17 protein-coding genes are annotated in these 20,206 nt (G+C 43.3%); 5 read left to right on the top strand and 12 right to left on the bottom strand.

Annotation, left to right across the window (positions count from 1 at the left end; genetic code table 11):
• Window positions 1-370: 370 nt before the first annotated feature.
• The 3 genes from DN068_RS00615 to DN068_RS00605 all read right to left on the bottom strand — a co-directional run bounded on the left by DN068_RS00615 (window position 371) and on the right by DN068_RS00605 (window position 2,289).
• Window positions 371-550 carry a hypothetical protein gene (locus tag DN068_RS00615; protein ID WP_110996941.1) on the bottom strand — a complete coding sequence of 60 codons (180 nt, stop codon included), beginning with the start codon at window positions 548-550 and terminating at the stop codon, window positions 371-373.
• 60 nt (window positions 551-610) lie between these two features.
• Window positions 611-1,423, bottom strand: a complete 813-nt coding sequence (locus DN068_RS00610; protein ID WP_110996940.1) for a mechanosensitive ion channel family protein — start codon at window positions 1,421-1,423, stop codon at window positions 611-613.
• 80 nt (window positions 1,424-1,503) lie between these two features.
• Window positions 1,504-2,289: an AraC family transcriptional regulator gene (locus DN068_RS00605; RefSeq protein WP_110996939.1), complete on the bottom strand. Its 786-nt coding sequence runs from the start codon at window positions 2,287-2,289 to the stop codon at window positions 1,504-1,506.
• Window positions 2,290-2,488: 199 nt separating this feature from the next.
• On the opposite strand from DN068_RS00605, the gene DN068_RS00600 reads away from it, so the two are divergent.
• Genes DN068_RS00600 through DN068_RS00590 form a run of 3 tightly spaced genes read left to right on the top strand, consistent with a single transcriptional unit; the run spans window position 2,489 to window position 6,454 of the window.
• Window positions 2,489-3,808 carry a TolC family protein gene (locus DN068_RS00600; protein WP_110996938.1) on the top strand — a complete coding sequence of 440 codons (1,320 nt, stop codon included), beginning with the start codon at window positions 2,489-2,491 and terminating at the stop codon, window positions 3,806-3,808.
• Window positions 3,808-4,872, top strand: coding sequence for an HlyD family secretion protein (locus tag DN068_RS00595; protein ID WP_110996937.1), 1,065 nt, complete (start codon window positions 3,808-3,810; stop codon window positions 4,870-4,872). Before DN068_RS00600 ends, DN068_RS00595 begins: the two co-directional genes overlap by 1 nt.
• Entirely contained in the window at window positions 4,865-6,454 is a 1,590-nt protein-coding gene (locus DN068_RS00590; RefSeq protein WP_110996936.1) for an MFS transporter, read from the top strand. Before DN068_RS00595 ends, DN068_RS00590 begins: the two co-directional genes overlap by 8 nt.
• 393 nt (window positions 6,455-6,847) lie before the next feature.
• Here DN068_RS00590 and DN068_RS00585 read toward each other — a convergent pair whose 3' ends face one another.
• On the bottom strand, window positions 6,848-7,648 hold the full coding sequence (locus DN068_RS00585; RefSeq protein WP_110996935.1) for a helix-turn-helix domain-containing protein: 801 nt from the start codon (window positions 7,646-7,648) through the stop codon (window positions 6,848-6,850).
• Window positions 7,649-7,768: 120 nt separating this feature from the next.
• Complete coding sequence (locus tag DN068_RS00580; protein WP_110996934.1) at window positions 7,769-8,638, bottom strand: oxidoreductase; 870 nt, start codon at window positions 8,636-8,638, stop codon at window positions 7,769-7,771.
• A gap of 214 nt (window positions 8,639-8,852) precedes the next feature.
• On the opposite strand from DN068_RS00580, the gene DN068_RS00575 reads away from it, so the two are divergent.
• Both DN068_RS00575 and DN068_RS00570 read left to right on the top strand, forming a co-directional pair.
• Window positions 8,853-9,323, top strand: a complete 471-nt coding sequence (locus DN068_RS00575; protein ID WP_110996933.1) for a VOC family protein — start codon at window positions 8,853-8,855, stop codon at window positions 9,321-9,323.
• A gap of 188 nt (window positions 9,324-9,511) precedes the next feature.
• Window positions 9,512-9,886, top strand: coding sequence for a hypothetical protein (locus DN068_RS00570; RefSeq protein WP_123985172.1), 375 nt, complete (start codon window positions 9,512-9,514; stop codon window positions 9,884-9,886).
• An 81-nt stretch (window positions 9,887-9,967) separates the two neighbouring features.
• Here DN068_RS00570 and DN068_RS00565 read toward each other — a convergent pair whose 3' ends face one another.
• The 7 genes from DN068_RS00565 to rpoC all read right to left on the bottom strand — a co-directional run bounded on the left by DN068_RS00565 (window position 9,968) and on the right by rpoC (window position 20,166).
• Complete coding sequence (locus tag DN068_RS00565; RefSeq protein ID WP_110996931.1) at window positions 9,968-10,948, bottom strand: GlxA family transcriptional regulator; 981 nt, start codon at window positions 10,946-10,948, stop codon at window positions 9,968-9,970.
• A 420-nt stretch (window positions 10,949-11,368) separates the two neighbouring features.
• Window positions 11,369-11,662 (bottom strand): HU family DNA-binding protein, encoded by a 294-nt coding sequence (locus DN068_RS00560; RefSeq protein ID WP_110996930.1) that lies wholly within the window; start codon window positions 11,660-11,662, stop codon window positions 11,369-11,371.
• Window positions 11,663-11,809: 147 nt separating this feature from the next.
• Window positions 11,810-12,412 carry a class I SAM-dependent methyltransferase gene (locus DN068_RS00555; RefSeq protein ID WP_243630015.1) on the bottom strand — a complete coding sequence of 201 codons (603 nt, stop codon included), beginning with the start codon at window positions 12,410-12,412 and terminating at the stop codon, window positions 11,810-11,812.
• Between the two features lie 86 nt (window positions 12,413-12,498).
• The gene (locus DN068_RS00550; RefSeq protein WP_110996928.1) at window positions 12,499-13,290 is read right to left on the bottom strand and encodes a hypothetical protein; all 792 of its coding nucleotides are present in this window, start codon (window positions 13,288-13,290) and stop codon (window positions 12,499-12,501) included.
• A 254-nt stretch (window positions 13,291-13,544) separates the two neighbouring features.
• Window positions 13,545-14,276 carry a LytR/AlgR family response regulator transcription factor gene (locus DN068_RS00545; protein ID WP_110996927.1) on the bottom strand — a complete coding sequence of 244 codons (732 nt, stop codon included), beginning with the start codon at window positions 14,274-14,276 and terminating at the stop codon, window positions 13,545-13,547.
• A complete protein-coding gene (locus DN068_RS00540; protein ID WP_110996926.1) occupies window positions 14,276-15,310 on the bottom strand; it encodes a sensor histidine kinase in 1,035 nt (344 codons plus the stop codon). The genes DN068_RS00545 and DN068_RS00540 overlap by 1 nt, the downstream gene beginning before the upstream one ends.
• 533 nt (window positions 15,311-15,843) lie before the next feature.
• Window positions 15,844-20,166, bottom strand: a complete 4,323-nt coding sequence (rpoC, locus tag DN068_RS00535) for a DNA-directed RNA polymerase subunit beta' (protein ID WP_110996925.1) — start codon at window positions 20,164-20,166, stop codon at window positions 15,844-15,846.
• Window positions 20,167-20,206: the final 40 nt, after the last annotated feature.

The raw sequence follows: 20,206 nt of genomic DNA, 5'->3' as shown, positions 1-20,206 counted from the left end.
ATTAAAAAGTCAACCCGTACTTTTCACGTATTAAATTACCGTTAAAATACTTTTGCATAATCTATTAGATGATAGATCTTTGCAACCACAAACCCAACCCCACGTATATAGATTTTTTTATTCAGGACCTTTTGAAACGAAACATACTATTTATTTAAAGCACATACCCTGAATTTTGAACGAAAGCAAACTAGGATAAAATTTTATCCTTGAAACGAAAGCGGTAATCGAACTCAACATCCCTAATTGAAGAGCAATGTTTGCCGCTTTATTTTTTACCCACGATTTTTCTTCTTGACGAATAAGTAACAAAGAGCCGCTCTAGAGCGGCTCTTCAATTAATCAACCTGGTACAATAATTGGTCTATTGCTATTTTGTCTTTCTTGTTTCCTTAACATTATGGGTAGTATCGCCGCCTTTATCGTCTTGCTCTTCATTAGCACGACTGTCCAGGTTGTCTTTATTTTCGGGCCTTCTTCCACCCGATTGCGACGCGTGCGCATTATGCCGCACATTCTTTATTTCCCGGTTTTGGTTAGTCCTTCTCATAGTTAAATGATTTTACTACAATAGGTGAAAAACCATACCAGCGCGAGTTCTTTAACAGTCCTAATCTTTTTTAGCTGCAGTATCAGAAAGATAGCATTGCAATGCTTTTAACAGTCGCTCCTGAAAGGCCAATCTTGTGTCCTCAAAACCGTGGGCATTGATCCACACATTTGTGGTCACCGTAAATTTATCTTTCGCTACCGCGGAAACACCAATACGCATATCCGGTGCTTCTTTAAACAAATCTTTACTCTCTGCAACGGTTTGTTCAATCATTTTTTTCACGGAGGTAAAATCAAAATTCAGATCGAAATCAAGTGGCACATCAAGCCGGCGTTTTCCTTCGCGTGTAATGTTTACAATGATTTCGTTAGAAAGTTTACTGTTGGGCACCACAACCAATCTATTGTCATAAGTTTTGATTACGCTGTAGAATAGCCGGATATCTGTAACTGTCCCCTCCTGCCCCTGTGCTATAATATTATCATCAATCTCAAATGGCTTTAATAAAAGAATAAGTACGCCGCTGGCAAAATTCTGCAGCGTGCCCGAAAGCGCAAAACCTGCTGCGGCACCAAACGCTGCAATCAACGCCGTAAAAACGGTAAGCTGAATGCCGATGATCTGCATGATCACCAGTAATAGCAAAACCTGCAATGAGGTAAAAATCAGGCTTTGAAAAAACGGTCGCAATGACGAATGGAAATTTCTACTGTCCATTCGGCGCCCAACTCTTTTCTTTAAAAAGCGGATGAGCCATTCCCCAATAATGAATATGATAATGCCCAGAAGAATACGAGGTCCATATGTCAACACCAGCGTAACCGCATGATCGTACCACTGGTTGATGTTGATGTTTTGTGCCGGTTTCATAATAGCGACCACAAAAAGATCGGGCCAACACCCACCCGAAGTGATTAATAAAATCACTGACGCAAAATCCCGTTGAGGGGCTAGGGCTGCCTAAGACTTGTAGGGCGGGAACCAGTAAATGTGTAAAAAGTATTACTAAACGAGCCAATAGTATCATAACCAACCCTAAAGGCTACATCGCTTATCGGAAGATTGGTCTTCACAATAAGTTCAATCGCTTTGATCATGCGAAGTGTTTTCAGGTATTGCAAAAACGATATGTGCAGCGTGGATTGAAACAAACGCGAGAGCGACCGCTCACTGATATTAAACTGCCGGCCGAGTGACTGCAGTGTAATCGGATCACCAAAATGTTTCTCCAAAAAACGGATAATCTTTTGCATACGCTCATCATCGGTAATCGGCAGCATGATCGGCAGCGCATCGGTATTAAGCTGTGGCAGCAATTGTTTCAGCGCAACCAGGAATTCAAAGTTTTCATCTTTACTTGTGACATGCCGTTCGTCCCATCGTTCGGTAAAATTGATCATCTGTATCAGCAATTCACTGGCAGGATAAATTCCCAGCTGATTATAAAACGGATGCTTATCGTCGCCCTCGGTGTAAAAATAAAGTGAGCGTAAAACAGTAGCATTGTATCCCACCCGCAGAATATGCGGTATTCCTTTAGGGATCCAAAAAAAATGACGCGCAGGCACGACGTAGGTTTTATAATCGATGGTGATATACGCTATTCCGCCTTCTACGTAACTCAACTGCCCTTTGGTATGATGATGCAGCGGAATCAATTTTTCAGATTTCTCATGCATTACAAATACAGATTGCGGTTGCTTGTCGATGTCTGGCAGTAAAGCTATAAGTCCCATGGATGGTGGATTTTTGACTTTTTATTTCCCGCAAAGCTACATAAGAAGCCAAGACGCCAAGCGAATTTTAATAAACCCAGGCTTTAAACTTTCTGCTTTGAGCTTTAAGCGACATGGCTGGAATTAATAAATAATTGACGATTTACAAATAATAGATCACTCAAAGTCGAAATAACTTTGCGGCGTCAAATTAATATTTATGAAAAAGCCTTTTCTAACAGGCTTATTTTTAGCAGTAAGTATCGCCGTCCAGGCGCAGGTTTCCCCTCAAAAAGACACGCTTCGAATTTCGTTATCAGGCATTTGGGAAAAAGCAGAAACACACAGCCGCGAAATAGACATCCGCAAACAAACTGTAAATATGCGCGATGAAGAAGTAAAAGATGACCACAATGAACGGCTTCCGGAACTGGGTGTTTACGGCAGTGCGGAAAAAGCTTCCAACATTCCTATTTATGAGAATGGGCTGTTTTCAGCGCCAACACAGCACGAAGTGATTCACACGCTTTACCGCATGGGCACTGACATGTATCTGAACATTTACAACGGCAACAAACTCAACCTAAAAATTGAAGCGGACAAAACGCTCGCTGATATCGCGCGTATCCGTCAGGAACAAACAACATCCGACATCCGTTATCAATCAGCTGCTTTGTATCTGACTTTGCAAAAGTCGCTCGTATTCCGGGATCTGATGCTCAAAGACATTGCAGATCAGGAAAAACAACTGATAGAAATCAAATCGTTTCACAAAAACGGTGTCGTACTCAAAAGCGATGTCCTTCGTGTAGAACTGGATTTATCGCGCCGGAAAATGACGCTGGTGACCATCGAAAATGATATTCTCATTGCGCAGCAAAAGCTGAATATCATTATCGGAGAACCAGACGAACGCATCATTCTTCCTGTAGACAGCCTGATTGAATCAGAAACATTGCAACCTTATGAAAACTGTCTCACACAAGCAATGCAGCATGCTTTCAACTATCAGATCTCGAAACAGCAAACAGAACTGAGCGCGATTCATGTACGGCAAATACGCGCCAATGTGCGTCCGAAAGTGGGTATGTACGGCGATTTCTATTATGCCAATCCACAGATTTTCCTCTATCCTTACAATCCGTATTGGTATTCATTGGGCGTTGCAGGTGTAAAAGCATCGTTCCCGATTTCTTCACTCTATCATAACGTACACAAGCTGAAAGCCGCGCAGATAGAGCTTGCAACAGAAGAAACAAAACATAAGGACACGGAAGATAAAGTACGCCAACAGGTGAAAGAAGCTTATCTCCGTTATCAGGAAGCGCTTGTGCAGATTGATGTGGCGAAAGTAAACATCAATCATGCGGAGGAAAATGCGCGCATCATCAAGAACACTTATTTCTCGCAAACATCACTCATCACCGATCTGCTGGATGCAGATGTACAGCTGCTGCAAACACGGTTTGAATTAGCGGCTGCAAAGATTTCTGCGCAAACAAAATATTACTTATTACAAAACATAACAGGCACACTCTAATGAAAAAGAAATATACCGTTACCGACCGGATCATTACAAGAATCACCGGCTGGATTGCCGTAATTCTGGTAGTTGCGCTTGCCGTTTGGGGCATTGATTCTCTCTGGGGTTATTACCGTTATGAACAAACCAACGATGCGCAGGTGGAGGAATATATCAACCCTGTGATTTCGCGTGCAGGCGGTTTTATCGTTGCCGTAAAATTTGAGGAAAACCAGCAGGTAAAAAAAGGTGACACGTTGTTGCTCATCGACAACCGCGAATATGTGATTCAACAGCAACAAACTGAAGCAGCGATTGCAAAGAATATCGCGCAGCTGGAAGTGTTGGAAAGCAACACGCACACACTTCATCAGACTGCGCGCAGTGCCGATGCACAAATCGCCGCAAACAAAGCAAAGGTCTGGAAACAAAAGCTGGATTATGACCGCTATAACCAGTTGTACAACGAAGAATCTGCCACGAAGCAACAGTTGGAAAACATGCAGGCAACGCTTGATGTCAACAACAGTGACTATGCTTCTGCTAATGCAAATTATGATGCCGCACTTTCTAAAATAAGCGATGTAAACGCAGAAAAAGAGGTGATAAAAGCGGAGATCGTACGACTGAAAGCCTTACTGGAACGGCATAAACTAGATGTAAGTTATACGGTAATAACAGCATCTTACGACGGCCGCATGGGCAGACGTACCATTGAAGTAGGACAAATGATAGACGCAGGACAGACGTTGGCTTTTATCGTGAATAACGAAACAGACAAATGGGTAGTTGCAAATTATAAGGAGACACAGATTGAAAACATGCGCATCGGCGATAAGGTGAATTTCACGGCAGATGCCTATCCTCATAAAACTTTCAACGGTACGATTATTTCTCTTTCTCCTGCAACTGGCTCCAGCTTTTCATTACTGCCTCCAGACAACGCAACTGGTAACTATGTAAAAATTGTACAGCGTGTACCCGTTCGAATCCGCGTGGATGGCGGACGCCAGGAGATTGATCTGCTGAAAGCAGGTATGAATGTAAACGTGTACGTTCCGAAACAACAGCAACATGGGTAGTTCATTTCCGGTATTCAAAGACTGGGTGCCACGCTGGCTTGCGAAGATCATTTTGTTCTCGGTGTTCTTGCCCAGCTTAGTACTTTTCTTTTTGCCATTATCCAATATAAACGCTGCAGCAGGCTATTATGGCAGCGAACCGGCTGATATACAATTTGCAGTAGCCTTGTTTTACGCTGGTTATGTCGGTTTCTATTGTTTAGAAAGAAGATTCTTTTCATACCTCGCTGCGAAGGAATATTTTATTGTGTTTACTTTTTTGCAGATGCTCACCGCTTTTATCTGTTATGAAACGCAAAGTCTGTATATCCTGTTCCCTGTACGCTTTCTGCAAGGCATGCTGTTTGCCAGCACCGTAAATCTTTCGCTGTCGTTGATGTTTGCAAGGTTAAAAAAAGAACGTTCACGTGAGATCGCTTACTCGGTATTCTTTGGCATGCTGCTTTGTACGATGCCATTCAACAACTTTGTAACTGCCGACCTCATCGACGCCTTTAATTTTAATATTGTATACAAGTGCGCAGTGTTTTCTTATATCCCAGGCCTTGTATTGATTCTTATTTCGATGAACAACATCCGGCTGAATATTCGATTTCCGCTCTACAAACTAGACTGGCAAAGCTTTGTAATGTATAGCGTCGGACTTTGTTTGCTGGGTTATATCTTGATTTTCGGGCAAGAGTATTACTGGTTGGAAGATGCGCGCATTCGTAACAGCGTAGTTACAATCGTCTTACTGGCATTGTTTTTTGCATTGCGTCAGCGCAGCATGAAACGTGCCTATCTCGATTTGAAGATCTTTCAATTCCGGAATTTTAAAGCGGGCATTCTGTTGTTGTTTATTATGTACCTCTGCCGTTTTGCATCGGGCATTACCAATTCATTCTTCGCTGAGGTATTGAAATTCGACCCACAGCATGTTTCCTACATGAATCTGCTCAACATCGCGGGATTAGTCACTGGCGTGATTATCTCCTGTTGTCTGACGCTGCAGCAAAAACCAATACGCTACAGCTGGCTGCCGGGATTTCTATTCCTGATGCTGTTTCATGCGATTATGTTTTTTCTGTTTGACACAGAAGCCAATCCCGACACGTTTTTTATTCCGCTGTTCATGCAAGGCATGGGTGTAGGAATGATCATGGTACCGACGATTATTTACATTATTTCATCAGTGCCGGTACATATGGCGCCTTCCGCCGCAGCAGCGGGTTTGGCAATCCGTTATTTTGGTTTTATTGTAAGCATTGCAGTGATGAACTATTTTGAACTCTATGAACGGGGTTATCACTTTAATGTATTCCGCGAGAAGCTCACTAATGTAGATCTGTCCGCGAAAAAAGCGATTGCGGTTAATGCGCATAAAATGCATGCACTGGGTATTTCTAAAACACCTTCAGTAAAAATGGCCCAAAAACTGTTAGTAGGCGCGGTTAATAGTCAAACACGCATCCGTTATGCAATGGATTATTACGAGGCAATGACCTTTCTAATGCTGGCTACGATGATATTGATTATCCTGTTTCCATATCTCAATCGTACTTCAGTTTATTTGAGAGCGAGAAGGCTGTCGCCGGCGTAGTCAATGGTGAATGGCAAATCTCGTGAAACGTCAAAAGTCAAAGGTGAAATGTGAATGGCGAGTGGTCAATGCTCGCGTTGGGAGTTCACCTCCTTTGGAGGAGCTAGAGAAGGCCTGCTCGCACTTATCATGCGGAGCGAAGCACACACCACAAAAAATACCTCTGAGTAATAAATGCGGCTAACGCAAAGACAAACGTCCTGCTTTCTAGCGGGACGTTTTCATTCAAACTAAATTACCGGTTGAGGAATCGGGTGGAATTTTGTAGACACGAACGATCTTTCAGAACACTTATTACGCGGGACATCTCCTATCGTCGATGTGACAAACGCGAGCGCTCAACATCGCGAGTATCCGACAACAAAAGCAGTATTAAGCATTAAGCTTTCAGCTTTAGGCCTTCACAAACGAAGGCGCCACACCATACTTCTTCTTAAATGCAAATGAGAAATGCGATAAATCTTCAAACCCTAAATCAAGATAAACATCCGAAGGTGCGCGGCCTTTTTCTTTGATCAGAAAATAAGCTTCCTGCAAACGTTTCTGCTGCAGCCATCTACTCGGCGATAAATGAAATATTTTTTCGAAATCACGTTTGAATGTAGCGAGACTGCGGCCTGTCAAATGCGCAAAGCGCTTCATCTCTACATTGAAATGGTAGTTCTTATTCATGAATTCTTCCAGATCAATTTTACCCGGCTCCGCAAAATCAAACAACACATTTTTCAATTCAGGATTCACCTTTAGCAACAGCATGACTACCTCTTTCAATTTCAGTCGGAATAGTTCTTCATTGCCTTGTCTGGTTAAAAATTCATAAGGAGCCAGCGATTGAATGAAGCTCTGGTACAACGGATGAGCGGGCAATTGATGTACAGCCGTGTGATCAGCATCTCCATCTGAAACAATATGATGTTCCATGCTGAAATCACGCAACATTTCCTGCGTCAAAAAAATAGAGATTGATTTAAACTCACCATTTTCCGGCGGCACCTTATTAAACTTAAGCAGCGAATTTCTTTTGATAAAACGGAAGTCACCAGCATTCGTCACATAATCACGTTCGCCATCATTCACAGTCAGCGTGCCCGAAATTTGATAGTTAAACACATGCTCCGGTGCAAACTGCTCCCCTTCTCTGCTCTTCGCATAATAGCAGGAATACGTGATCTGTTGGTCTTGCCTGTTCTCCATTTCTCTAAAGTTAACTCGTTAAATGGTTTGGTTAAAATGTTAATTAGGTAAAAGGTTAAATCAGTCGCTTCGTTATATCGCCGACCCATTTAACCATTTACCATTTCAGCAATTTAACTGCTATTCAGCAATCATTTGAGCAAACGCTGTTTTCATAAAATCACCAGCATCATCATGATTGGTAGTCTCACTCAGCGCTTCCCATTTTTCCAGTTCAGCTTTACGCGCTTCCATATTTTGTTTCAGCAGGGCAACCGCCTCACTACCCAATATCAGATGTATTGGCGGTTCAGGATTGTCTGTAAGTTCAATCAGCACTTTTGCAGCTTTAACCGGATCTCCCATTGGAACAAAACCACTGCGCAGATATTCCGCGATGGCATCTATTTGTTCATAACCCGGAACTTTTTCGGCATAGGTCATAGAAGCTCCGGCCCAATCCGTACGGAAGCCTCCTGGCTCTACAGCCGTTACCAGAATGCCCAATGGCGCCATTTCTTTCGCCAGAGATTCAGCAAAACCACTCAAACCGAATTTCGCAGCGTGATAGATGGAGATACCTGCATTTGCGATACGACCGCCAACGGAACTTATTTGCAGGATGCGTCCCGACCCTTGTTTGCGCATATGTGGCAATACGGCTCTTGTAACAGCGATTGGGCCATACAAATTTGTTTCAAGCTGACTACGTACCTGTTCTTCTGTAAACGCTTCTGTTGCGCCTGTAATGCCAAATCCTGCATTATTAACCAGCACATCTATTCGACCGAAATGATCGATTGCTTTTTCAACCGCGTTCTTAATTTGATCATTCTGGGTCACATCAAGCGGCAGTGGTAATATTTGTTCAGGATATTTTTCTGTCAGGTCATTGAGTTGCTGTGGGTTACGGGCAGTAGCTGCAACTTTGTCGCCATGAGCCAGTACAGCTTCTGTCAGACTACGACCGAGCCCGCGTGAACTTCCGGTGATAAACCAAACTTTTGTCATTGTGTTTTCGTTTTAGTACCCCAAAATTCCGTAGCTTTTAGGTATGACAGGTTTGTTGAATAGCTCAATGTTGCTTTGCTAAAAAGCTCATTTTTTAATGCGACCATGAAATGTGGACAATCTGATTAAATGTGGGAGAATAGGAAAAATGTGTTTGCTCAATAGCTTTAACACGAACGAGCTTTCAGCGTTTTAATTTTAAAATTTCTATCCAATGCAAAAAATAACACCATGCTTCTGGTTTAATGGCCAGGCCGAAGAAGCGATGAATTTCTACACGTCGATTTTCAGCAATTCGAAAATGACCAATATCATGTATTACAACGAAATGGGTCCTGGAGAGCCCGGCTCCGTGTTATCTGTCACATTTGAACTGGAAGGACAAGAATTTATTGCACTCAACGGTGGTCCACAATTTTCTTTCAATCCTGCGATCTCTATGTTTGTGCATTGTGATACACAAGAAGAGATCGATTTTTATTGGGACCGATTTTTATCAAACAATGGACAAGAACAAAACTGCGGCTGGATTACTGATAAATACGGCGTATCCTGGCAAATCGTTCCAAATGTGTTAGGTGAAATGCTGAGAGACAAAGACACGGAGAAGACCAAACGTGTTATGGAAGCTATGTTTAAAATGAAGAAGCTGGACATCACTATGCTTACTCAGGCATTCGATTAAAGAGTTAAATGGTTAAATCAGTCGGCAGGAAAATGTGTAAAGTCCATGAATTTGAAATGTGTTTGCTGTATTTGCCATCCCGACGAAGGAGCGATCAGGAACACAACTGATAACTCATCATAAATCAGCGATCCTAAAATCGGACATCAGCGATTTTACGTATCTTAAAGAATCCAAAAACACCTTTCATGAAATCTTCCTCACTAAGGGTTATCGCGATGTTTTGTTTATGCGGATTGATTGTGGCCTGCCATAAGAATGATGACAACAATGGTTGCACGGCCACTGCCAATACGCAAACCGCCCCGGCAGGTGGCAATATTATTTACACAGCAAAGGCGTTGGGAAACAATAGCAAAATAAACTCCGTTACTTATTACGGCGCAAGTGGATCTGTGACGGTCAACAATCCTACTTCTCCCTGGCAATTATTAATTCCCGTGCAGAAAGGCGGCACGATAAGTATATCTGTTTCTGGCGTTGCAGACACGGTTCTGGCAGGGTACACGTATCTTGATTCTAATGGTGCCAATCCAATTGCAGAAGCAGCACAATGCAGATAATCGCTGTCTTTTTCGATTTCTGATTTCCTGATGGAAATAGAAAACAAACCAAAACACTTCGTAAAATCAGAAAATCGGCGATCAGACAGCAGACATCTTATTGTATTTATTCCGGTACTCTAATGGTGAAAGGCCTGTTGTTTTGCGGAAGACGGTACGAAATGCTTTTACATCAGAATAGCCAACTTCGTACATCACTTCATTAATATTCTTGCGGCCGCTTTCCAGATTTTTTTTCGCGGCTTCTACTTTTACACGTTGAATATATTCACTCACCGTATTACTGGTTGCTTTTTTGAAACGGCGCTCCAGACTTCTGCGACCCAATGCCAGCATATCTGCCAGCTGATCTACCGTAATGCGCTCCTGAAAATTATGTTCGATAAAATCCTGCGCTTTTTTGATTTGTTCATCTTCATGTTCTTTCTGCCCCTGGAAAATGATAAACGGCGACTGACTCAGCCGGTCGATATCAATCATAAAAGCCTTGGAAATAAGAATGGCCACATCACGGCCTGCAAATTTCTCTATAAGATAGATGAGTAAATTAAGGTAAGAATACGCACCACCGCTGGTATAAATCCCGTCTTCTTCGGTCATGATTTTATGATCCACGAGATTCACTTCCGGAAACATCTGACGAAATTCATTCGCTGCAACCCAATGCGTGGCGCATTGTTTACCGTGCAACAATCCGGTAGCTGCAAGAAAAAATGCACCGATACAAAAGCTGGCCACTTCTGCTCCGCCACGGTATTGGCTTACAATCCACGGAAGAAATGCTTTGTTGTTTTCAACTGCCACCTGCGGATTGCCGTGAATCGCGGGAATGATGATGAGATCTGTTTTCGCAACAGCTCCGACAAGCACGTCTGGATTAACGGTAAACAAGCCATTGGTCTGCGTTGTAGCCTTTTCAAGCCCCACGAGCTGTATCTGGAATAGCGGCGAACGATCCATCGCTGCCATTTGTTTATTTACCTCGGAAAGAATCTGGTGTGTTCCTTCAATGTTGGATAAACTCGTATGTCCGTGCGGAACCAGTATAGATACGTGTTTCATAAATTAAAGATACTGATTTGACAAAATCGCGGAGGGCTGATTTCCTGATGGCTGATTTTGAACGTGGTGAATGGTCAAACGTGAAAAGTCAAACGTCAATAATCCCCGCCACCTGTTTTTAATACCGCTCAACGGAAAGTATTGTTTTAGGTCCTATGCCATCAGAACTCAGCGAGACAAACGCGAGTAGCAGAGGCGTTAATTGCGTCGTAGCGAAGAAGAATGAAACGACCTGGAAAACAAATCCCTCAACTCAAAGAAATGAAACATCAGACGTTTCATTTCTACACACGACAAAAAAGTCACTGCTCGCGGTTATACTGGTTTTGATTTTTGAATTTTGAATTTTGACTTTTAATTATCGTACATAAAAAAAGCAAGGCCATCAGCCTTGCTTTTTCCATCTCTTATAGTGTGCTACTATTTTTTAGCTTTTTTCGCACCAGCGATTTTCTCAGCGAAGTCTTTACCTGCTTTGAATTTAGGGCTTTTTGAAGCCTTGATTTTGATCACTTCGCCAGTCTGTGGGTTACGACCGTTACGAGCTGCTCTTTGAGTTACAGAGAAAGTACCGAAACCTACCAGCGTAACTTTGTCACCTTTTTTCAAGGTACCCATTACCGCGTCAGTGAAAGCATCCAGAGCGTCGTTAGCTTGTGCTTTAGTAATACCAGCATCTTTGGAAATCTGTTCTACCAGTTCTGCCTTATTCATAATTTTTAATGTTTTGTTTTAATTAAAAATGATTTCGAGACAAAAATTAATTCATTTTTTCAAACTGTCAAGTTTTTCGTGCAATAATTCACAATAAAAATACATTCTGTGGATAAAAAGTGCCTAAAAACGGGGTTTTCAGGGGTATCACCCCCTTTTAAAACTGCAAAAAAGGAAATTTTGTTGTGTTTGAAATGGTGTTGTATGGTCTTCAATAACGCACGCTATATTGCTAAATTCTGGTTGTAAAATTGTAGACAAACGCTGCTGATTGTATTGCCGTATCTCTATCCCACTGCACTTCTTAGGTCCTTGTTCGGAAAATGTACCAATAACAGCATAACCATTTTTCACTGCTTGTTTCATATTCTGTATATAACGCGCCACCATCTCATCCGTATTCATAAAATGAAATGCAGCCCTATCATGCCATATATCATAAGTAGTGTCGGGAACGAAATCAACGATATCACTCACGATCCATTTCACCTTACCAGCATGCTCCCCTAACCTTTTCTGGGCACGGATTACAGCTTGTTCCGAAATATCCAGTACAGTAATATTACTATATCCCTCTTCTAGCAAAAAATCTACCAGCTTACTGTCACCACCGCCAATATCTATAATCGCAGCATCCTTCTGCACATTAAAGCTGTGTATAAAACGAAGTGAAGTTTCCGGCTTAGCCTGCGTCCAGCTTACTTCTTCAGGCGTCTTGGTTGCATACACTTTTTCCCAGTGTTGTTTCATTGCTTCATCCATCTACTAAAGATACACTATAAAAAAACGGAGCAAAATATTGCTCCGCCTGCTTATTAACCAAATGAACGAAAGGATCATTCTTTAAAAGCCAGTGTAATTGGTTGCCAGATTTTAATCGGAAACTGAGCACGCAGATTCATATCGGGTGGTGGAAACCCCATACCACCGCCGCCATCAGGACCGCCACCAGGAGGCATTTCGCCCATTTCCCCACCACCTGGCGGAAGTGGCGGTATTTCTCCGTCAGGATGCAGCGCCATTTTCATGGAATTCAATTCCAGGCACAGCATTATTTTTTTACCTGCATCAGCGGGCGCCAAATGATTTTTGTAAAATGCACTGAACGGTATCCTGGCTTCCCAAACTAATTCGTGATAGGCGTCAAACCCAAGCGCAATCTCAATTCCACAGCTATTCTTCTCTTTAATAAAAGTCATGCCATTACAGTCTTTAAAACCTTCAAGCATCACATCTTCACGCAAAACGAGCTGATCTTCTGAAGGCGGAACAATCCGCCAAACGGTGTCTGGCTGTGCTTTTGGTGTTACCGGAAAATGAATTGCAGTTGCAGGATTTCGCTTTCCTGAAGTATCTATTTTTAAAGAAAAACCGGCATTAAGCATTCTTATCTGGCTCCAGCTACCGCTTTTCACGGTAACATAAAGAGATGAATCGTCGTTGCTCACGCTATACGCAAGCGCTCCCTGTGAACTATACCATGGATAAGAAAGCGGCCAGTCGTCATTATTTCCATCAATGCGTATTGATGTCGACTGCCAGATTCCTGCGGTATTTTTTTTAGACTTTGCAAATGATATGGATGAAAAACAAACGGCTGCGCAAAGCAAAGTGATGAACGGTTTCATTTCGGAATGATGTGATGCGTCCAAAACTAAATGCAAGCGCAGCGCGATTTTCGCGTATTGCGACAAAATACCCGATTTCCGCGATGTTTATTGTAGCGGATTTTCTCACGGCGTCACGACGACACTATATTCCAATTTATAGAAACTAACAAACTTTTGCCACCAGCACTACCACTCCGGTTTAGCATCCTTGCGTCGCACACTTCATCGCCAGTATTACCATAATGAAGTCATATGCGCACTCACAATTATAATTATATAGGACGCGAAGTAAGTTTCAGCACCGCATCTTTGTACTGTTCACCAATCGGTAATTCCAGTTCATTGATATAAAGCGCATTTTTCCGGATGGCGGATATTTCACCAATACTTACAATGTACGATTTATGAATACGGATAAAGGCTGCACCCGGCAGCATCTCTTCCATTGCTTTCATACTCATGCGCACCAGCAGCGGGCGTTTGGCATGATTTGTAAAATGTATTTTGATGTAGTCTTTCAGTGCTTCTATCATACGGACTTCACTCAGCATAATTTTCACCATGCTATAATCAACCGGCAGAAAAATATAACCAGGCGTCGGTATTTCTTCAGATTTGCTTACTGGTGCAGCTTTCACCGCATTGCGACTATTACTTTTCTCCAGCGCCTTATTGCAGGCACGCAGAAAACGATCAAAGGAAACAGGCTTGAGCAGATAATCTACCACATCAAGATTGAAACCTTCTACCGCATAATTTTCATATGCTGTGATCATAATAAACATCGGTGGTGTCACCAATGAACGGATCAGCTGCAAACCATTTAAGCCTGGCATCTGAATATCGCAAAACACCAGATCGATGCTATCGTTCTGTAAAACTGTCAACGCTTCGGTTGCCGATTTACAACGACCCTTCAATTCCAGAAACGGAATTTTACCAATATTGTCTTCGAGCAAATCAAGTGCCAGCGGCTCGTCATCAACTATTATACAACTTAACATCAGGCAAGATCAATTTTTAAAAGTGACACAAACCAGCCGTCTGCAATACGTACATTGAGGTCGTACTTGTCTTCATACAACAAGTTAAGCCTTCTCTGCACATTCATCAGGCCCACACCATGCGTTTCGTCCTTGCTGTCCTGCGGACGCGGCATGTATTTATTTTTCACCTCAAAAAACAAAAGACTGTCTTTAAGGATCATCTCTACATAAATTTCGGGATTATCAACGAGTCCAGTACCATGTTTGAACGCATTTTCGACGAATGGAATCAGCAGCATCGGTTCTATATGATAAACAGTTTGCTCCGGTACGTCAATATGCACATGTGCTTTTACATCGTTTCCAAAACGCAGACTCTGCAGCGCAATATAACTTTGCAGGTATTCGGCTTCGCGATAAAGCTGCACTTTGCGATCATCGGTTTCATAAAGCATGTATCGCATCAGCGTAGAAAGCTGCAGCAGCATCGGCTCCATCTTCTCTGATTTCATACGCGCAAGAGCCACCAGATTGTTCAGCACGTTAAACAAAAAATGGGGACTGATCTGCCAGCGCAGAAACAATAATTCCGATTTCAGATGCTCCGTTTCTTTGTCTTTCTGAACACGCTCCCGCTCTGCATTATCTACCAGCAAACGATAACAGATCGCTACCATCGTCACGGTAAAATAATTAATGAGCTGCATAAAAAACGGTGCGTGCCGAATCGGATTTGCAATCCAAAGTATTAATTCCACTGATCCGAAATAAACGCCAAGCAGCGCCAGCTGCGAAACCCAAAATGCTCCGTATTTTCTCGTCGTCAAAAATTTCGGCAGCAGCCAATTGAGGTTTAAATAAAACAACGGTATCAACAACCCATTCGTCGCAATCGACAAATAATTGAAACCTTCATCCCGGTGCGGCATTGGCGGCATTGCACCCGGTCCATGATGAAAATTATGCGACGGACGGAACATAAACGGCAGTGACAGGTAAAGCAACCAGCACAGTACATGCAGTACCACTATCAACCAAGGCTTGCTTTTCATTTTGTTTTCAGTTTAGCAGAATAGCTTTCCTTTAAGCTACAATATTTTCAAGCAAATATCCGCGATGACAATATGTACAGAACGATAATAACGGCGAAGGGGCGGATTCCTGCGACTTTTACGGTGAATAGTCAATGGTCAATGATGAATGGTCACGTTTCGTGAAACGTGAAAAGTCAAACGTCAATGCTCATGAGATTTAATAACTTTTCTTTGCCACCAACATTTCTACTCCGATCAGACCTGAGTTGCGTCGCACATTTCATCGTCACTGCTACTATTTAACACGCCCCTGTTTTTATTCATAACACGGGCGTCACTGCGACGGAGGAAGCAGCCTGCACCATAACACGAGCTGCACTCAAATACGTGCAGATTGCTTCGTATCTCGCTATGAAACGTTGTACACAACGATTCCAGACAACGACTGTTATGGTTATTTCTGACCATCGCGACGTATCAACTTATTAACCTATTAACGACGAAAGGCTACCCTAAGGCAGCCTTTCACTATGTAAGTCCAATTATTATTACTATTCTTCTTCGTCAAACTGCAGTACGTCTTTGCTTGCGAGCAACAGTTCAAATTCTTCTTTAGAGCCTACGACAACGTCGTTCAGTTCACGCATACCAGTACCAGCTGGGATCAGGTTACCTGTGATAACGTTTTCTTTCAAGCCCATCAGATCATCTGATTTACCGTTGATCGACGCCTGAGACAATACTTTCGTTGTTTCCTGGAACGAAGCAGCAGAGATCCAGCTGTGCGTACCGAGTGAAGCCTTCGTGATACCTTGCAGCAACGGAGCTGATGTAGCTGATTGTGCGTCGCGGTATTGGATCGGATTCTTATCAGAACGACGGAGGATACTGTTTTCTTCGCGGATTTCACGCAGCATTGCGATCTGGCCCGGATGCAGTCTTTCAGAATCACCAGCATCGGTAATCACTTTCTTGTCGAAGATCCAGTCGTTTTCGATCATGAAATCGAATTTATCAACTGTATCGTCTTCGAGGAATTTAGTGTCTCCCGGATCGATGATTGTTACCTTACGCATCATCTGGCGAACAATCACCTCAATGTGCTTATCGTTGATTTTTACACCCTGTAAGCGGTAAACTTCCTGGATCTCATTTACCAGGTACTCTTGTACAGCGAACGGACCTTTAATAGAAAGGATATCGCTCGGAGTTGTAGCACCATCAGACAATGAAGTACCAGCTTTTACGAAGTCACCGTCCTGAACCATGATGTGGCGTGTCAGCGGAACGAGATATTTTTTCACCAGGCCTTCGCGGCTTTCTACGATGATTTCACGGTTACCACGTTTAATGTTACCGAAAGAAACTACACCGTCGATTTCTGCTACTACAGCTGGGTTACTTGGGTTACGTGCCTCAAACAATTCTGTTACGCGAGGCAGACCACCCGTGATATCTCGGCTACGACCCATCACACGTGGGATCTTAACGAGTACCTGACCGTTGTGTACACCTTCACCGTCTTCTACAACGATGTGTGAACCTACCGGAAGGTTATATGACTTGATTTCCTTGCCTTCAACGAGGATCGCAGGGATTTTAGTTTTGTCTTTGGTTTCAATTACCACTTTCTCACGGTGACCTGTTTGTTCATCCGCTTCTTCACGGTAAGTAACACCTTCGATTACGTTTTCGAAACGAACGTTACCGCTGATTTCAGAAAGGATAATCGCGTTAAACGGATCCCATGTACAAAGCACATCGCCTTTCGCTACTTTCTGTCCGTCTTTTACTTTCAGGATAGAACCGTAAGGAATGTTGTTTGTGATCATCAGACGATCGTTGGTAACGTCTACGATACGCACCTCACCGGTACGACCGATAACCATTACTTGTTCTTCGCCTTCAACATCAGTGTACTTAGTAGTACGCAGACCATCGAACTGGATAGTACCGTCGAAACGAGCAGCGAGGTTAGAATCGGTAGCTGAAGAGCTCGCCACACCACCCACGTGGAAGGTACGGAGTGTCAGCTGTGTACCTGGTTCACCGATCGACTGTGCCGCGATGATACCAACTGCATCACCTCTCTGTGCCATGTAACCGGTTGCCAGGTTTTTACCATAACACTTAGAACATACACCACGACGGGCTTCACACGTCAGTACGGAACGGATTTCAACTGTATCGATTGCACTGTCTTCAATAGCTTTCGCGATATCTTCAGTGATTTCAGAACCAGCTGCTACCAGCAATTCATCTGTATGCGGATCGAATACATCGTGGAGGGAAGTACGGCCGAGGATACGATCGTACAGCGGTTCTACGATTTCTTCGTTGTCTTTCAGTGCAGAAGTTGCAATACCACGAAGTGTACCACAGTCTTCATCATTGATTACCACATCTTGTGCAACGTCTACGAGACGACGAGTCAGGTAACCGGCATCCGCTGTTTTAAGGGCGGTATCGGCAAGACCTTTACGCGCACCGTGCGTAGAGATGAAGTACTCAAGTACTGACAGACCTGTTTTAAAGTTGGAAAGGATCGGGTTTTCGATGATCTCTGAACCAGTAGAACCAGAACGACGAGGTTTCGCCATCAGACCACGAAGACCTGCGAGCTGTTTTACCTGTTGTTTAGAACCACGGGCACCGGAATCCAGCATCATGTAAACAGAGTTGAAACCTTGTTTATCATTTGCCATTTCACGGATCAGCGTTTCTGTTACACGAGTATCCACACGTGACCAGATATCGATGATCTGGTTATAACGTTCGTTATTCGTGATCAGACCCATGTTATAGTTATCCCATACTTCTTCCACTTCACCTTGCGCTGCTGCGATCAGTTCTTCTTTAACTTCTGGGATGGTAAGATCCGCAGGGTTAAACGACAGACCACCACGGAACGCCGTACGGAAACCTAATGTTTTGATATCATCAAGGAACTGTACAGTTTGTGGGATGTTGGTATTTTTCAGGATGTTACCGATGATTTCACGCAGTGATTTCTTAGTCAGCAATGCGTTTACGTAACCATTTGTTTTCGGTACGAACTGGTTAAACAACACACGACCTACTGTAGTTTCGATCAGTTGTCTTTCCAGAGAACCATCTTTGGTACGAACGTCAGCTTTTACTTTGATCCACGCATGCAGATCAACGCGGCCTTCGTTATGTGCAATGATAACTTCTTCTGCGCTATAGAATGCTTTGCCCTCACCTTTCACCACAACATCACCCATAGTTTTCTTGCCTTTGGAGATGTAATACAGACCAAGCACCATGTCCTGAGAAGGAAGCGTGATCGGCGTACCGTTTTGCGGGTTAAGGATATTGTGAGAAGCAAGCATCAGCAATTGTGCTTCCAGGATTGCTGCGTGACTCAACGGAACGTGAACGGCCATCTGGTCACCATCGAAATCGGCGTTGAACGCAGAACACACGAGCGGGTGCAGTTGGATCGCTTTACCTTCGATGAGGCGGGGCTGGAATGCCTGGATTGAAAGACGGTGGAGCGTCGGGGCACGGTTGAGGAGAACCGGATGGCCTTTCAGCACATTTTCCAGGATATCCCAAACCACACTTTCTTTACGTTCTACCAGTTTCTTCGCACTCTTAACGGTTTTTACAATACCGCGTTCAATCAGCTTACGGATGATAAACGGTTTGAAAAGCTCTGCAGCCATGTCTTTTGGAAGACCACATTCGTGCAGTTTCATTTCAGGACCTACTACGATTACAGAACGACCGGAGTAGTCAACACGTTTACCAAGCAAGTTTTGACGGAAACGACCTTGTTTACCTTTCAATACATCTGAAAGTGATTTCAGCGCACGACCACCTTCAGCTTTTACAGCGTTTGATTTACGTGAGTTGTCAAACAGAGAGTCAACTGCTTCCTGCAACATACGCTTTTCGTTACGTAAGATTACTTCCGGAGCCTTGATCTCAATGAGACGTTTCAGACGGTTGTTACGGATAATTACACGACGGTAGAGGTCATTCAGATCAGAAGACGCAAAACGGCCACCATCCAGAGGTACGAGTGGACGCAGTTCCGGTGGAATAACCGGCAGATACTGCATTACCATCCATTCCAGGCGGTTTTCTACACGTGTGTTGGCATCACGGAAAGCTTCTACAACGCTCAGGCGTTTCAGCGCCTCTTGTTTACGTTGCTGAGAAGTTTCGTTTGCCGCAGCATTACGAAGATCGTAAGACAATTGATCCAGATCGATGCGGGACAGCATTGTGTGAACTGCCTCGGCACCCATCTTAGCGATGAATTTGTTTGGATCTTCTTCTGGTAAATGCTGATTTTCTTTAGAGATGCTATCCAGGATTTCCAGATATTCATCTTCTGTGAGCTGCTGCAGTTCTGTTTTTTCAGAATCGCGCAGGTTCAGTTTCTGACGGATCAGATCTTCAGCCTCACCACCTTGAATTACTACATAACGTTCGTAGTAAACAATGCTTTCGAGTCTTTTAGAACCAGTACCCAGGAGGTAACCAATTTTGTTTGGTAAGCTCTTGAAATACCAGATATGTACGATAGGTACAACCAGTTTGATGTGACCCATGCGCTCGCGACGCACTTTCTTTTCAGTTACTTCTACACCACAACGGTCACACACGATACCCTTATAACGGATACGTTTGTACTTACCACAGTAACATTCATAGTCCTTTACAGGGCCGAATATTTTTTCGCAGAACAAACCATCACGTTCCGGTTTGTACGTACGATAGTTAATTGTCTCAGGCTTCAGCACCTCACCGTAAGAACGGTCCAGGATAGCATCAGGAGATGCCAGACTGATGGTGATTTTATTAAAGCCAGATTTCGGACGGTTATCCTTTTTAATAGCCATATTGAAAAAGACGTGTTTTTTGTTTTAGTATTAAGTAGCA

This window comes from Taibaiella soli (assembly GCF_003236175.1).
Classification (GTDB): domain Bacteria; phylum Bacteroidota; class Bacteroidia; order Chitinophagales; family Chitinophagaceae; genus QKTW01.
This window is presented reverse-complemented; position numbering and strand designations above follow the sequence as displayed.